12 protein-coding genes are annotated in these 15,175 nt (G+C 66.2%); 3 read left to right on the plus strand and 9 right to left on the minus strand.

Features of this window, described 5'->3' with window-relative positions; translation table 11 throughout:
- Nucleotide 1: 1 nt before the first annotated feature.
- From A5645_RS07100 to A5645_RS07115, 4 genes are all read right to left on the minus strand, one after another.
- Nucleotides 2–925, minus strand: a complete 924-nt coding sequence (locus A5645_RS07100) for a DUF881 domain-containing protein (RefSeq protein ID WP_065034731.1) — start codon at nucleotides 923–925, stop codon at nucleotides 2–4.
- Nucleotides 918–1,538, minus strand: coding sequence for a CDP-alcohol phosphatidyltransferase family protein (locus tag A5645_RS07105; RefSeq protein ID WP_065129026.1), 621 nt, complete (start codon nucleotides 1,536–1,538; stop codon nucleotides 918–920). The genes A5645_RS07100 and A5645_RS07105 overlap by 8 nt, the downstream gene beginning before the upstream one ends.
- A 124-nt stretch (nucleotides 1,539–1,662) precedes the next feature.
- Entirely contained in the window at nucleotides 1,663–3,987 is a 2,325-nt protein-coding gene (gene secA2 / locus A5645_RS07110) for an accessory Sec system translocase SecA2 (protein WP_065034751.1), read from the minus strand.
- 107 nt (nucleotides 3,988–4,094) lie between these two features.
- Nucleotides 4,095–5,750: an acetolactate synthase gene (locus A5645_RS07115; RefSeq protein WP_065129027.1), complete on the minus strand. Its 1,656-nt coding sequence runs from the start codon at nucleotides 5,748–5,750 to the stop codon at nucleotides 4,095–4,097.
- Between the two features lie 82 nt (nucleotides 5,751–5,832).
- Here A5645_RS07115 and bacA point away from each other — a divergent pair, with 82 nt between their 5' ends.
- Complete coding sequence (gene bacA / locus A5645_RS07120; protein WP_065129028.1) at nucleotides 5,833–7,755, plus strand: vitamin B12 ABC transporter pemease/ATP-binding protein BacA; 1,923 nt, start codon at nucleotides 5,833–5,835, stop codon at nucleotides 7,753–7,755.
- A 112-nt stretch (nucleotides 7,756–7,867) separates the two neighbouring features.
- A complete protein-coding gene (locus A5645_RS07125) occupies nucleotides 7,868–9,898 on the plus strand; it encodes a M13 family metallopeptidase (RefSeq protein ID WP_155767887.1) in 2,031 nt (676 codons plus the stop codon).
- Nucleotides 9,899–10,149: 251 nt separating this feature from the next.
- On the opposite strand, the gene A5645_RS07130 is transcribed toward A5645_RS07125, so the two are convergent.
- The 3 genes from A5645_RS07130 to A5645_RS07140 form a co-directional block, all read right to left on the minus strand.
- Nucleotides 10,150–11,637, minus strand: a complete 1,488-nt coding sequence (locus tag A5645_RS07130; RefSeq protein ID WP_065129030.1) for an FAD-binding protein — start codon at nucleotides 11,635–11,637, stop codon at nucleotides 10,150–10,152.
- Complete coding sequence (locus A5645_RS07135) at nucleotides 11,634–12,134, minus strand: VOC family protein (RefSeq protein WP_065129031.1); 501 nt, start codon at nucleotides 12,132–12,134, stop codon at nucleotides 11,634–11,636. The genes A5645_RS07130 and A5645_RS07135 overlap by 4 nt, the downstream gene beginning before the upstream one ends.
- Nucleotides 12,135–12,235: 101 nt before the next feature.
- Entirely contained in the window at nucleotides 12,236–12,922 is a 687-nt protein-coding gene (locus A5645_RS07140; protein ID WP_065129032.1) for a TetR/AcrR family transcriptional regulator, read from the minus strand.
- A 109-nt stretch (nucleotides 12,923–13,031) separates the two neighbouring features.
- Between A5645_RS07140 and A5645_RS07145 the strand changes: the two genes are divergently transcribed.
- Complete coding sequence (locus A5645_RS07145) at nucleotides 13,032–13,475, plus strand: nitroreductase/quinone reductase family protein (protein ID WP_065129033.1); 444 nt, start codon at nucleotides 13,032–13,034, stop codon at nucleotides 13,473–13,475.
- Here A5645_RS07145 and A5645_RS07150 read toward each other — a convergent pair.
- Together A5645_RS07150 and A5645_RS07155 are read right to left on the minus strand one after the other, a co-directional pair.
- On the minus strand, nucleotides 13,472–14,128 hold the full coding sequence (locus A5645_RS07150; RefSeq protein WP_065129034.1) for an Rv1815 family serine proteinase: 657 nt from the start codon (nucleotides 14,126–14,128) through the stop codon (nucleotides 13,472–13,474). The two genes, A5645_RS07145 and A5645_RS07150, sit on opposite strands and share 4 nt — an antisense overlap.
- 67 nt (nucleotides 14,129–14,195) lie before the next feature.
- Nucleotides 14,196–15,152, minus strand: coding sequence for a sterol desaturase family protein (locus tag A5645_RS07155; protein WP_065129035.1), 957 nt, complete (start codon nucleotides 15,150–15,152; stop codon nucleotides 14,196–14,198).
- Nucleotides 15,153–15,175: the final 23 nt, after the last annotated feature.

A 15,175-nucleotide genomic window follows, 5' to 3' on the forward strand; every position in this document is an offset into this window, starting at 1 on the left:
GTCACTTGGGCCCAATCTCGTTGGCGAACTTGACCTCCCGGGTTGATCCGGCGGGCAGCGCCAGCTTTTCGCCGACGTTGACGCTGACGCCGACGCTGTAGGAGACCTCCAGCAGTCGCAGCCGCCGCAACCCAGGACTCCGCTCGAAGCTATCCCGCATCCTCTGCGCGGGACCAATCGCGAGGATGACGTACGGGCTCGTGGTCGGGTTGTTGTCGACCAGGATGGCGCCGCCGGCCTGCCGGATGGTGACGTTGGGGCCGATGCGGGCGCCGTCGACCGAAATGGCTTCCGCCCCACTGGCCCACAGGGAATTGACGACGAGCTGCAGGTCGCGGTCCAGGATGATCTGCCGGCTGCCGGTCACTCGTTGCTTGGACGCGTCGGAGAGATTCGGGCTGGCACCCGGGTCGGTCACGGTGACGGTCAGGCCCGGGCCCGTCACCGCGGTGCTGGCCGCCGCCAAGCTGAGCGCGTCGAGTCGGCTCAGCAGGCGTTGCCCCTCGGCATCGTCGGCCAGGGCGACGCGCTGCACCTCATCGACCTTGGCCGCCAACGCGCTGCGCTGCTTGGCCAGCCGACCGGCCGCGGACTGCGTTGAACGGACATTGGTCGCCAGGACCTGTTGTGCGGTCCGCACTCCCGGCGCGACCGAGCGGGCCTGCGCGACAGCGGCGGCGAACACGGTGGCGACCAGGGCCGCCGCCAGCGCCTGCCACATCCAGCCAAAGGCGCGGGTCCGGGCGGTTTCGGGTTCCGCCCGGCGCTCCCGTTCGGCGGTCGCCGCGGCATAGCCGGGGTCGAGATGCTCGGACAGCAGGGCGCGCAGTAGCGACGGCACCGGAATGTGTTGCGGCCGCGGAGCATGGGCGCGGTAACCGGCGTTGGGGTCGTACCCGCCGAGCAGGCGGTCCCGGTCAGCCATGGTCCCCCGCTTTCGGGGGCGAGGACTTTCGGTTGACCTTGGGCAGTTGGCGCATCACCAGGACCATCTGCACCAGGTAGAGCACGAAGGCCCACAGGTACATGTAAAGGCCCCAGCCCAGAAACGCCCACCCGCAGGCCCCCACGACGCGGCTCCACAATGCGTCCCACCGGCCCAGCAGCACCAGCGGGAAGCCGGACATCAGGGCGAAGGTCGCCGCCTTGCCCACATAGGACACCGGCAGCGCCGACAGGCCGCGGCTCCACAACAACGGCAGCGTCCCGGCCAGGATCGCGTCGCGGGCCAGCAGCGTCAGCACGAACCACCAGGGGGCGATCCCACTGATCGCGAACACGATCGGCACGGTGACCATGTAGAGCCGGTCGACTGCCGGGTCGAGCAGCATGCCCAGCCGTGACGACTGGTCGAGTAGTCGGGCGATCTTGCCGTCCGCCCAGTCCGAGACGCCGCTGAACATCAGGATCCCCACGGCCCAGCCATAGGCGTGGGTGCCGAGCATCAGGTACACGAAGACCGGGATGAGTGCCAGGCGGAGAACACTCAGCACATTGGGCACCGTCAGCACCCGATTCTGCGCGAGCACTGGCTCCATGAGCCGTGACCTTAGCCCGGCGACGATGCGGTCCGCACGGCGGACTGAGGAGGAGCCGGGCAGTCAGGCGGTGTCCGGCGACGATGCGGTCCGCACGGCGGACTGAGGCGTCGGGCGAATGACGTCAGCGGAAGACGCCGGGCAGGCTCAAGGTGGACAGCGTGTCGTCGGACAGCGGGTTGTCGTTGACCATGTAGGTCCACGTCGACGTCGGCCGCGCCAGCTTGGAAAGATCCAGCCCCGGCTCGTCCTCGAGGATGTTCGCCGTCTCGAAGGTCTGCTGGGCAGCTTCGATAGCGTCGGCGGCCAGCGATGCGAACGCGTCCACCGCCATCCGGTGGAATTCGTCCAGCGGGTTCTGCCGGCCCAACGCGCGTAAGTGAATGCTCTCGCGGATGTCGGCCAGATAGGCCAGGTGATCGGCCCAGCCCCGGTCCAGGTGGTACAGCATGATCAGCCGGCAGATCTTCTCCAGCCGCTCCTCGCTGACGTCCTCGGCCAGCTCCTTGTACCGCTTCGGCGCCAAGTCCTCGAGCTCTTCGCGGGCGGTCGGGGTGCGCAGCAACGTGTTTCGCCGCTCCACGATGATCGCGCGCTGCTGGGCGATCAGCTGGTTGTAGCGCCAGGTGTTGGCGTGCACATCCAGCAACCGGCCCTCCGCGACCCGCTGCGCATGGTCGAGCAGGCCGCTGGCCTTGGGGCTCAGGATGCGGCCGTCCTCGTCGGTTTCGGTGGGCAGCTTGTTGCTGTCCAGGTTGGCCGCCACCACCTCGTCTTCCCAACTCGAGAAGAACACCGAGGACCCCGGGTCGCCCTGACGTCCGGCCCGGCCGCGCAGCTGATTGTCCAGCCGCTCGGTGTTGTGCCGGCCGGTGCCGACCACGTGCAGTCCGCCCAGTTCGGCGACCCGGTCGTGGTCGGACTCGTCGGAACCGCCCAGCCGGATGTCGGTGCCGCGACCGGCCATCTGCGTGGACACCGTGACCGAGCCGTAGGTGCCGGCCTCGGCGATCACCTGCGCCTCTTCTGCGTCGTTCTTCGCGTTCAGCAGCACGGCCGGGACGTTGCGCCGGACCAGGCGCTCGTGCAGGTCCTCGGATTCCGCGACGTCACGGGTACCGACGAGCACCGGCTGGCCGGTCTCGTGCACCTCGGCGATGTGGTCGACGATCGCGTCGTTCTTGGCGGCCGCGGTGATGTACACCCGGTCGGGCTCGTCTTCCCGGATGTTGGGGGTGTTCGGCGGGATGGGCGACACGCCCAGCTTGTAGAACTGGCGCAGCTGTTCGCCGGCGGCCAGCGCCGTGCCGGTCATGCCGCACACCGTGGAGTAGCGGTTGATCAGCGCCTGCACCGTGATGGTGTCGAGCACCTCACCGGTCTCGGTGGTCTCGATGCCCTCCTTGGCTTCCACAGCCGCTTGCAAACCGTCGGGCCAGCGCTGCAACTGGGCGATGCGCCCGCGCGAGGAGTTGATCAGGTGCACCGCGTCGTCACGCACGATGTAGTGCACGTCGCGCTGCAGCAGCACGTGCGCGTGCAAAGCCACGTTGACCTCGGTCAGCGTGGTGCCGACATGTTCTTCGGAGTAGAGGTCGATGCCGCCGAGCGCCTTCTCCACCTTGCGCGCGCCCGCTTCGGTCAGGTGGACATTGCGGCTGTCGGCGTCGGTGTCGTAGTCCTTTTCCGCGGTCAGGTTGCCGACCAGCTTGATGATCTCCAGCCGCGGCGTCTCGCGGTGGGTGGTGCCGGCCAAGACCAGCGGCACCAGTGCCTCGTCGACCAGCACCGAGTCGGCCTCGTCGATCAGTGCGACGTCCGGGTTGGGTGAGACCAGGTCTTCGACGTCGGTCACCAGCTGGTCGCGCAGCACGTCGAACCCGATCTCGTTGACAGATGCGTAGGTGACGTCGCAGTCGTAAGCCGATTTGCGGTCGTCCCTGGACGATTCGGCGGTGATCCAGCCGACCGTCAGCCCCATCGCCTCGAGCAGCGGGCCCATCCATTCCGCGTCGCGGCGGGCCAGGTAGTCGTTGATGGTCACTACGTGCACGTGCCGGCCGGCCAGCGCGTAGCCCGCGGCGGCAATCGCCCCGGCCAGCGTCTTGCCCTCACCGGTGGCCATCTCGATCACGTCGCCCGCCAGCATGCGCAACGCGCCCAGCAACTGCACGTCGAACGGGCGCAGCCCGGTCGCCCGCTCGGCGGCTTCCCTGGCGATCGCCAGGAACTGCGGAATATCGGCGGAGTCCGCCAGGTCGTCGAGGTTGAGCAGCCCGGACGCCTTGCGCAGCTTCTCGTCGCTGAGGTCGGCGGCTTCCTTCTCGTACTCCTCGGCCGCGGTCACGTCGCCCATCGAGCGGCTGCGGTTCTTTTCGGTGGTGGCCCCGAGCAGCCGCCAGAATCGGCTGCTCAGCCGGCCGGGCTGAGAGCGGGTGGTCTTTGGCACAGCCCCACGGTACGCGAACACGACAGCGGGGCGAGCGTGCGTGTCGGGCCACCGACACGCCGCCGCAGCTGGCATTTCACGCGCGCTCGCGACCCGAAAGGGTGCCGTCAGGCCAGGTTCGATCGGCGCGGGTAGGCCACGCTCGGATCGGTCAGGACGTTCACGACGGCCGGGAGACCACTGGCGAAGGCGCGTTCCAGGGCTGGGCGCAGCTCGGCCGGCGCCGAGACCAGCTCACCGTGCCCGCCCAGGGCTCGCACCACCTCGTCGTAGCGGGTGCCGGGGCGCAGTTCGGCCACCACTGAATAGCCGTACAACGCCTCCATCGGGTGCTTTTCCAGGCCCCAGATGCCGTTGTTGCCCACCACCGACACCACCGGCACGTTGTGGCGTACGAGGGTGTCCCACTCCATCCCACTGAACCCGAATGCGCCGTCGCCCTGCAGGAGCACCACCTGTCGCTCGGGCCGCGCCAGCTTGGCCGCCAGGGCGTAACCGGGCCCCGAACCCAGGCAACCGAACGGCCCGCTGTCCAGCCAGCAGCCCGGCTGATAGCTGTCGATGACGCGTCCGGCGTAAGAACCGAAGTCTCCGGCGTCAATGACGACGATCGCGTCCCGGTCCAGCAGTGGGGCGAGTTCGGCGTAGACACGCATCGGATGCAGCGGGATCCGATCCTCGGCGAGCTCGGCCTTCTCTTGATCACGGGCGCCGTCCTCGACCGCGCGCAACTCGTCGATCCAGGCCTGGTGGTCCGCTGAGTGGTTTGCTGAGCCCGAACCGGCGAGCACGGACAGCGTCGCGGACAGGTCGCCGTAGAGCTCGGCGGCGACCGGGCGCGGATGGTTGCGTTCGGGCCGCGCCCGATCGGCCACCACGAGCTGTGTCTGCGCACCGAACACCCCACCGAAGCCGAGGCGGAAATCCATGGGCACGCCGACGATCAGCGCGACATCGGCACCGCCCAACGCCTTCGAGCGCGCCCGGGAGAATGCCAGCGGGTGATCGGCGGGCACCGCGCCGCGAGCCATCCCGTTCATCAGCACGGGTATCCGCAACTGTTCGGCGAGCCGCAGCAGGGCCGTCTCCCCCCGCCCCCACCAAACGTTGGTGCCGGCCATGATCACTGGCCGCTGGGCCTTGGCCAGCAGGTCGGCCACCCGGTCCAGCGCGTTGGCATCCGCGCCGGGCACGGCGGGCAGAGTGGCGAGCGCGCCGGGCCGGCCGTCGTCGTCGGACACCGAGAACACGTGATCCATCGGAAAGTCGACGAACCCGACTCCCGACGGTGCGCCGACCGCGGCCTGCAGTGCTTGGTCGACGAGCAGACCGGCGTCCTCGGCGGACTGGGCAGTGGCGGCGAAACGCGTAAGCGGCGCCACGAACGGCACGTGGTCGATCTCCTGCAGCGAGCCCATCCCCCAGCGCGCGGCCGGGGCGCGGCCACCGAGCACAACCAACGGCGATTGGTTCTGCTGGGCTGCGGCCATCGCGCTCATCCCGTTGGTGACGCCTGGGCCCGCGGTGAGCGCGGCCACGCCCGGCACCCTGGTGACCTTCGACCAGCCTTCGGCGGCGAAGGCCGCGGTCTGCTCGTGGCGGGTGTCGATCAGCCGGACATCCTCGTCGCGGCAGCCGTCGTAGATCGAGAACAAGTGGCCGCCGGACAGCGTGAATACCGTGTCGATACCGCTGGCCTTGAGCCGGCGGGCGACGAGCCGGCCCGCGTGCATGGTCTGGGTGGGGGCTGCTTCGGTGCTCATAGGGGCAGCCTAACCACCTGGTTCAGGTACCTTCGCCGAAGTATTTCGATGCGCAGCAGCCGCCTGTGAGGAGACGACGACCTTGGGCCCGAAGCCTTTCACACCGAAAATCGATTGGTCACAAGCTCTTCCGGATTCGGTGCGCTGGCTCGCCATAGCGTGGGCGATCAGCGCCGTTTGTCTGCTGGTTGCGCTGGCCCTGATGAGATTCTTCACCCCTTGGGGCCGCCAGTTCTGGCGGATAACCCGCGGGTATTTCGTCGGACGCAACAGCGTGCGGGTGTGGTTGATGCTGAGCGTGCTGCTGCTGTCCGTCCTGATGTCCGTGCGCTTGGATGTGTTGTTCAGCTTTTTCAGCAACGACATGTACACCTCGGTCCAGACAGCCGTCGAGGGCATGGCCGAACACGATGCCGTCATCAAACAATCTGGGGTGCACGGGTTTTACGTTTCGATGGGAATTTTCAGCGTATTAGCCCTGATTTTCATCGTGCGCTATCTGGTTGACATTTACCTGCTGCAGCGGTTCGTCATTTCGTGGCGCATATGGCTGACCGGCCACCTCACCGATGACTGGCTGGACGGCCGGGCTTACTACCGCGACCTGTTTATCGACCACACGATCGACAACCCCGACCAGCGGATCCAGCAGGACATCGACATTTTCACCGCTGCCAATACCGAGGGCACTCCCAACACGCCTGCCAATGGGACCACCCAAACGTTGTTGTTCGGGGCGGTCAATGCGGTCGCGTCGGTGATCTCGTTCGCTGCAATCCTGTGGAACCTGTCCGGACCGCTGGATGTGTTCGGTTATGTCTTGCCACGCGCAATGTTCTGGGCCGTGCTGATTTTCGTGTCGATCGCGTCGGTGGTCGCCTTCCGTTTAGGCCGTCCATTGATCTGGCTCAGCTTCAACAACGAGAAACTCAACGCCGCCTTCCGCTACGCGTTGGTGCGATTGCGCGACGCCGCGGAGGCGGTGGGGTTTTATCGCGGCGAGCGCGCCGAACGGGCACAACTATGGCGGCGCTTCACTCCGATCATCGACAACTACCGCACCTTCGTTCGCCGTTCCATCATCTTCAATGGCTGGAACTGGTCGATGTCGCAGGTGATCGTTCCATTACCGTGGCTTATCCAGGCCCCACGATTGTTTGTCGGCCAAATCAAGTTCGGCGACGTAACCCAGACGGCCGCCGCATTCGGCCGCATTTCAGACTCGCTGTCGTTCTTCCGCAATCAATATGACGCCTTCGCTTATCTGCGCGCCGCGATCATCCGCTTGCACGGCCTGGTCGATGCCAACGACCGCGGACGCGCGCTGCCGGCGGTGCTGACCACATCCACCCAGGACGGGTCGGTCGAGATTGAAAACGTAGAGGTGCGCAAGCCGGACGGCGACCGGTTGATCGACCCGCTCGACGTTCGGCTCGAAGCCGGTCAGTCGCTGGTCATCACCGGGCAATCGGGTGCGGGCAAGACGACTTTGCTGCGTAGCCTGGCCGAATTGTGGCCCTATGCCTCAGGAACCCTGCGCCGTCCGGGTGGCGAGAACGAGACAATGTTCCTGTCGCAGTTGCCCTATGTCCCGCTGGGGACGCTGCGCGCAGTGGTGTGTTACCCGAACTCGACGGACGACGTCACCGATGCCGAGGTGCACGAGGTGATGACGAGGGTGGCCCTCGCGCCGCACATCGCGCACCTGGATGAAGAGCAGGACTGGGCTAAGGTGCTTTCGCCGGGCGAACAGCAGCGGGTGGCCTTCGCGCGCATACTGCTCACCAAACCGAAGGCGGTATTCCTGGACGAGTCCACCTCGGCACTTGACCCCGGGCTGGAGTACGCCCTGTATCAGCTTGTGCGCAGCGAACTTCCGGATTGCGTTGTGGTCAGCGTCAGTCACCGGCCCACGGTCGAACAACATCACGACCACCAGCTCGAACTGCTCGGCGGGGGTCAATGGCGCCTGGGTCCGGTGGAGCAGCAACCGGCATCGGTTTAGCGCACGACGCGATCCGGGCGCACCGCGCTCAGCACGTCGCAGTCGGCGCGCACAGCTAAGCTGCCCTTGGCCCGGCGACTGGAGGTCTGCGGTGTGCGTATTCGTTCGTGCGGTGGCAGTGCTACTGGCTACTGCTCTGGTGCTCGTCGGTTGTGGCCGCTCGGCCGAACCCAGCGCGAAACCCAAAATTGGCGCTTGGGGCGTCGACCTGACCGCGATGGACACGTCGGTCCGGCCCGGTAACGATTTTTTCGCATACGCCGTCGGCACGTGGGTGAAGAACGCGAAGATCCCGGCCGACAAGGTGTGCGCGGGTGTCAATCTCGACATCCAGAACCAGCTCAACGCAGACCTGAAGGCCATAGTCGAGAGTGCTGCCGCCAAACACGCACCCGAGGGCGACATCTCGCAGCAAATTGGCGACCTGTTCGCGTCCTACATGGACGAGGCGCGGTTGAACAGGAAAGGCGCCGAGCCCGTGCGGCCGCTGCTGGCGTCGGTCGACGCTGCCAACGACAGGGCGGGCCTCAATGCGGTTCTGGTGTCGTTCAACGGCAGGACTCGGGTAAGCGACCCATTCCCGGTGTCGGTGGCCATGGACCCGAACAACCCGACGCGCTACTTGCCGGTCATCTGGCAGGGTGGTCTCTCGCTCGGTGAGCGCGACTACTACGTCGAAACCGATCCCGAATCCGTGGAGCTACGCACCAAATTCGTCGCGCATGCCGCCCGGTTGCTCGGTCTCGCGGGTTTTGCGGATTCGCAGCACCAGGCCGAACAATTGCTGGCTCTGGAAACCAAGCTGGCAGAGGTGCAGGTGCCGCGGGAGGAGGAGCGCGACGTCGTCAAGACGAACAACATCATGCCGCGAGCCGCAGTCGAGCAACTTGGACAGGGCGCACCGTTGCATGAGATATTCGACGAGCTGAAGTTGCCGGCGGAGACCGACTTCCAGGTCGGCATGCCCAACGTATTGAGCCGCACCGCAGCGCTTTTCGCGAACGAGCCGCTGGACTCGTGGAAGGCGTACATGCGTTACCAAGTGCTCTCCGCCTACGGCGGCGATCTTTCGACCCCGTTCGCCGATGAGCTGTTCGACTTCTACGGGCGAACGCTGGGCGGTGCCAAGGAGCGCGCGCCACGGGCGGAGCGCGGGGTGTCTCGGGTAAGTAACGGGCTCGGCGACCCGGTCGGACAGTTGTATGTCGACGCCCACTTCAGTCAGCAGACCCGGGACAAGGCGCGGGCACTTGTCGAGAATTTGCGCGCCGCATACAGCAAGCGCATCGACGCCGCCAGCTGGATGACACCTGAGACGAAGAAAGAAGCTCAGGCCAAGCTCGCCGCGCTGGTGGCCAAGATCGGTTACCCCGACAAATGGAAGTCGTATGCGACGGTCAAGATCGCGGCGGGCGAACTGGTCGCCAACGACGACGCCCTGGCGATGTGGTCATGGAACGACGACCGCAGCAAGTTGGGCAAGCCCATCGACCGCGGCGAGTGGAGCATGACGCCGCAGACCAACAACGCCTACTACTCTCCGCGACTGAACGACATCGTCTTTCCCGCGGCGATCCTGCAACCGCCGAACTTCGATCCCGCAGCCGATCCCGCGGTGAACTACGGCGCGATCGGGGCCACCATCGGTCATGAGATGAGCCACGCATTCGACGACCAGGGCCGCAAGAGCGACGGCACCGGGCTACAGCGCGATTGGTGGACACCGACCGACGCCGACCGCTACACCCGCGAGGCGGACAAGCTTGTCGCCCAGTTCAACGGTTACGAGCCGTTACCGGGCAATCGCATCAATGGAGCGGTGACACTCGGGGAGAACATCGCCGATCTCGCGGGATTGCGCATCGCTTATGACGCCTACAAGCTCTCTCTCGGCGGCAAAGAAGCGCCTGTCATCGATGGCCTCAGCGGAGACCAGCGGTTCTTCCTCGCTTTCGCGGCGAGCTGGAAAGAGATCTGCCGGCCCGAAACCGAGCGCAACCAACTGCTGACCGACGTGCACAGCCCGGCGAAGTTCCGGGTGAATGGGATCGTTCGCAACATGGACGAGTGGTATACCGCGTTCAACGTGCAGCCTGGAGACTCGCTGTTCCTCAAACCAGAGGACCGCGTCCGCGTCTGGTGAAAGACAGCTAATTGTTTCCGCGCCTACCCGCCCGCGGCCGCGGCCGCGTGCGTTCCGGCGCTGTGCTTGTTTTTCCGCGCCTACCCCCCCGCGGCCGCGGCCGCGTGCGTTCCGGCGCTGTGCTGGTTTTTCCGCGCCTACCCCCCCGCGGCCGCGGCCGCGTGCGTTCCGGCGCTGTGCTGGTTTTTCCGCGCCTACTCGCCCGCCGCCGCGGCCGCGTGCGTTCCGGCGCTGTGCTGGTTTTTCCGCGCCTACCCGCCCGCGGCCGCGGCCGCGTGCGTTCCGGCGCGGCGCCCGAAGAACGACCCCTCGCCCAGCTGCGTCCCGCTGGCGTACCCCTTGCCGTCCTGGGCGATGTTGGATGCGCACGCCCCGGCGGCGTACAGGCCCGGCACCACCGAACCGTCCTCGCGCAGCACTTCGCCGTCCACTGACACCGCCAAGCCGCCGATGGTGAATCCGGAGTACATCGCCCGGCCGAGCGACAGATCGAACACCGCCCACGGTCCTTTGTTTTGCGGGGCAACATATTCCGGCTGCTTATGGAAGTCCGGATCCTCGCCCTTGACGGCATACTCGTTGTAGCGGTCCAGCGTGGCGGCGACGTTCCCGGCCGGAATGCCCAGCGCGGCTTCCAATTCAACGATGGTCTCGTACCCATCGAGAAACTTGATCAGCGGCATCTCGGGCATCTGCATGTGCTCTTCGTCGACGATCAGATAGGCCGTCTGCTCCGGCTGTTCGAGCACGAAGGCCGAGGTCCGGGAATGATAGGAGTCTTCGGCGACGAACCGCTTGCCGTCCTTGTTGACGATCACCCCGGTCAAGAGAATCTCCGGCGGATAGGCGGCCGCGGTGATGAACAATTCGTTCATGTTCTTGGTGGCCCCGCCGGCCGAGATGCCCATCCGGATGCCCAGCCCGTCGTCGTTCGGGTTGCCCAGGATGTAGGGCGCTACCAGGCCGTGGTGTTTGGTGCGCCGCGGCTGGCCCAACGCGGGCGTGTGCTCGGACACCATGTCGGGATTCATCGCGAACCCGCCCGCGGCGATGATCACCGATTTGGCCTTGATCGCGCCGGTCTCACCGAAGTGCTTCCACGCGACGCCGACCACGGCGCCGTCCGCCACGATCAGGTTCGTCGCCCCGGTCTCGTAGCGAATTTCCACACCGAGCTCGGCGGCGCGCTTCACCAGCAGGTCGACCACCATTGCGGCGCCGCCCAATTCGCCGGGCACCGGCACGGAATGACCGCGGGGCGCCGGCACGGCCTGCTCACAGTAGGGCCACACCTTCTCATTGCCGGTATAGCTCAGGCCCTCGGTGCCCGGAGGGACCACCACTTTGCCCGGGTAGAAGCTGCGCTCAAACTGAAAGCCAAGGGCCTCAAGCCAATTGAAATGCTCAACGCTGCCGTCGCAGTACGCACGGATCTTGTCGAGTTCGGGCTCACGGGACACCGCGACCAGGTACTTGAACATCTCGTCGGGTGAATCGGGATGACCGGTCGCCGCCTGCACCGCCGTCCCGCCGCCCAAGTAGAAGTGGCCGCCAGCCATCGAGGTGGTGCCCCCCGCCGCGGCGGCACGTTCGGCCACCAGGACCCGGGCACCGGCCGCCGCAGCCGAAACCGCAGCGCATCCACCGGCGATCCCGAAACCGATCACCAGCACGTCGACTTCATCCGACCAGGACTCCACCGTGTCGGCCTGGACTGTCGCTGGGATGTCGGTGCTCACCGCTGCTCCTGTTTGATGTAGTCGTAAAACGCTTTGATCTCGGGTGACAAATAGGCGATCTCGAGAAACGGCACACCCGACTGCGGCGCCGCGACGTAGGCGAATCGCAGCCCGCCGGGCATGGTGCCTTCTTGCACCACATTCGCACCGTGGGCGGCGGCATCGGCAACCGCGGCATCGAACCGGTCCGGGCTTTCGGCCTCCACGCAGATGTGGTGCAAACCCGGTCCGTGGTCGCGGAGAAAGTCACTATAGATGTTCTCCCCGCGAACCGGCGCGAGCAGCTCCAGCTGCATGTCGCCGAGATAGCTCAGCGAGACACCGGCGACGAAATCCGCGGGCCGTCCGCGATAGGTGCAGCTATCGGGCGCGAAATGCACCTCCGGCATCCGTATCCACTTGCGGACGCCTAAAAGCCCGGTGAGAGCGGTTTCGGTGGCCTCGAGGTCCGTTGTCACCCACGCAATCTGGATGGGTGATTGAACGAGCAGGTTCATCGCCTCGCAGGATATCCCAGTGCGGCGGCGGGCAGAAAGGGCCGTCTGAAAATTTGCCATGGCGGCCGCAGTCCGGGCCGTACCGAGCGGGTGAACACGTTCTAATTCGACTCGAGCATGCCGATCAGCAAACGCACCTGGGTATCGAAGACGCTGCGCGGGTCGGTCAAAGTGTCCGCGCCGTACTGCCCAAACACCTCGAGGCTGATCGCGCCCAGCACACCCGCCCAGAGCAGGAAGCACTTAGCCATCACCCGGTCGTCACCGGGGAAACCGAAATCGTGCCGAATTCGCTCGAAATCCGACGCCATTGGTTGGGGCGCCGCGTCGCTGGTCAGCATGATCTCCCCGGTGGTGATCCCCGCCGCCAGAGCGTCGAACAAATCCGCGACCACGCGGGTGCCAACGCCGACGGTGCGTTCCGCGGGAGCGTGGTACCCAGGAACCGGACTGCCGTAGAGCAGCGCCCACCCGGCCGGGTGCGCCACCGCCCACTCCCGCACAGCGTGCGTGATGGTCAGAACGTCTTCGCTCCACGAATCCGTGGCGGCATTGTCGCGGGCGCGCTGCACCGCGTCGGCCAGGTCGGAATAGGCGTCGACGAGCAGCAGCGTCAACAACTCGTCACGACTGGCCACGTAGCGGTAGACGGCCGACGAGACCATGCCCAGGTCCCGCGCTATCGCGCGCAGCGACAGCCCGGCCGCGCCGTGATCCACGAGGTGGCGGCGCCCGAGTTCGACGATCTTCGCTTCGATCTGCTCCCGCGATTCCTGGCGTTTGCCCACACGGTGGAGTCTTGCAGTTCAGAGATCACCGCTCTTGCTTTTAGGTCACGGTTGTGACACGGTATTGGCAAGCGAGAGCGGTGCTCTCTTAATCTCCACGGGAGGCGGCATGACCACGCACTATCAGGAACCGAACCGGGCCATGCGGGCGGCCAACACCGTCGTCCGCTGGCTCGCCGAGTCCGGGATCAGCATCGCCGGCACCAGCGCGTTGCGGGTCCGCGGACGCACCAGCGGGAAACAACGCAGCGTGGTCATCAACCTGCTGACCGTGGACGGCGTGGACTACGTCGTCTCACCGCGCGGCAATACCCAGTGGGTGCGCAACGTTCGCGCGGCGGGCGTCGTCGACACCGGCCCCCGCTGGCGGCGCCGGCACGCCACCATCCACGAGGTCGGCGACGACGCCAAGCCCGAGATCCTGCGGCTTTACCTGGCTCGGTGGTACTGGCAGGTCAAGGGGTTCGTCGGCGAACTGACACCGGAGTCCGGCGACGACGAACTGCGGGCCGCGTCCGACCGGATACCGGTGTTTGCGCTGGGGGCCGCCTAGCTGGGGTTCACTCCCCCGTCCTCGCGCATCTGCTGCGAGGTGGCCTGCCAGGACACGGCGGCCGGCAGCGTCCCCCAGACACTGTTGAAGATCCCGACGAGTTGACCGCTCGACGGCGAGAACACCGGTCCCCCGGAGTCGCCCTGCGACGTCTGAACGCCGTTGGTCATCGTGAACCAGCCGTTGTTGACGCTCTCGATCGTGCCGCAGGTCTCGCCCGTGGTGATGCCGAAGTGGCACACCGGCTGCCCGGCCGTGGGCGCACCGCCGCCGGCGCGCAGCGCGCGTCCGCCCGGCAGGATGTCGCTCGCGGCGACGCCTTCGGCCAGGGCGATTGCCTCGTAGTCGGCGATGACCTGGTCGGTCGCCACGGTCGACCCGGTGGGTGTGTTGTCCCGGAAGGTGGTCATGCGCCCGATGACGTTGTTGTCCTTGTCATAAACCAGCCCACTACCGCGGCAGTGCCCTGCCGTCACCGCGACGCGCGAGCGGGTGTCGACGAAGCCCAGCGTGCAGACATGGTTGTCCTGGTGGATCTCCATCCCGGGGTAGACGGCCACCGGGTCGGCGTGACCGGTCGCCGGCGTCAGGCCCAACGCCGACGCCGCGAGTAGTGCAGGTGCAAGAAAAGTGCGCAGTGCCAGGCGGCTCACGGTGGCTCCCGTCGGTTACGGCGTTATCACTTCGACATTAGAGCTTTCGCCGCCGGCTGCCGAAGCGTTACCGAGACGTGACCAGCGGGGTGGTGCCGTCGACCTGGTCGGACGTGCGCGGCGCCCAGCCCGGCGGGCCGAAAACGTAGCCGAGCCGGTCGCGGAACCGGCGCGCGGAGCGCCAATCCCGGGCGATGGCCAGGTACTCGTGGGTCTGCAGTTTCCAGATGTTGAACGTGTCGACCTGCTTGGTCAGCCCGTAGTGCGGCCGGAACAGTTCCTTCTGGAAGCTGCCGAACATCCGGTCCCAGAGGATGAAGATGCCGCCGTAGTTCTTGTCCAGGTACAGCTGGTCCCTGCCGTGGTGGACGCGGTGATGCGACGGGGTGTTGAAGATGAACTCGAACCACCGTGGCAACTTGTCGATGCGCTCGGTGTGCACCCAGAACTGATAGATCAGATTCAGCGACCAGCTGAAGAACACCAGCCATGGGGGAAGTCCCAACAGCGGCAACGGGATCCACATCAGGATCTCCCCGCTGTTGTTCCACTTCTGGCGCAGCGCGGTGGCGAAATTGAAGTACTGGCTTGAGTGATGAGCCTGGTGGGTAGCCCAGATGAGCCGGATACGGTGGGCGACGCGGTGGTAGGTGTAGTAGAGCAGGTCTACACCGAGGATCGCGACGACCCAGGTGTACCACTTGGTCGCAGGGAGGTGCCACGGAGCCAGGTAGGCATAGATTGCGGCATACCCGAACAACGCAAGGGCCTTCCAAGCGGCCGTGGTGGCAATCGAGACCAGACCCATCGAAATGCTCGCCATGGAATCGCGGGTGAGGTACGCACCCGATGACGGCTGGGGCGTAGCCGAATCGTCGGTCGCCGCGGCGGCATCGAACTTCTCCAGCTTGCGGGCAGCCGTCCACTCCAGGGTCAACAAGAAAAGGAAGAAGGGGATGGCAAAGAACACCGGATCCCGCATCTGGGCCGGCAGCGCCGAGAAGAAGCCTGACACACTGCTCACAGCACACAGCCTAACCTGGTGAG

The organism is Mycobacterium asiaticum (genome assembly GCF_001673635.1).
GTDB classification, from domain to species: Bacteria; Actinomycetota; Actinomycetes; order Mycobacteriales; family Mycobacteriaceae; genus Mycobacterium; species Mycobacterium asiaticum_C.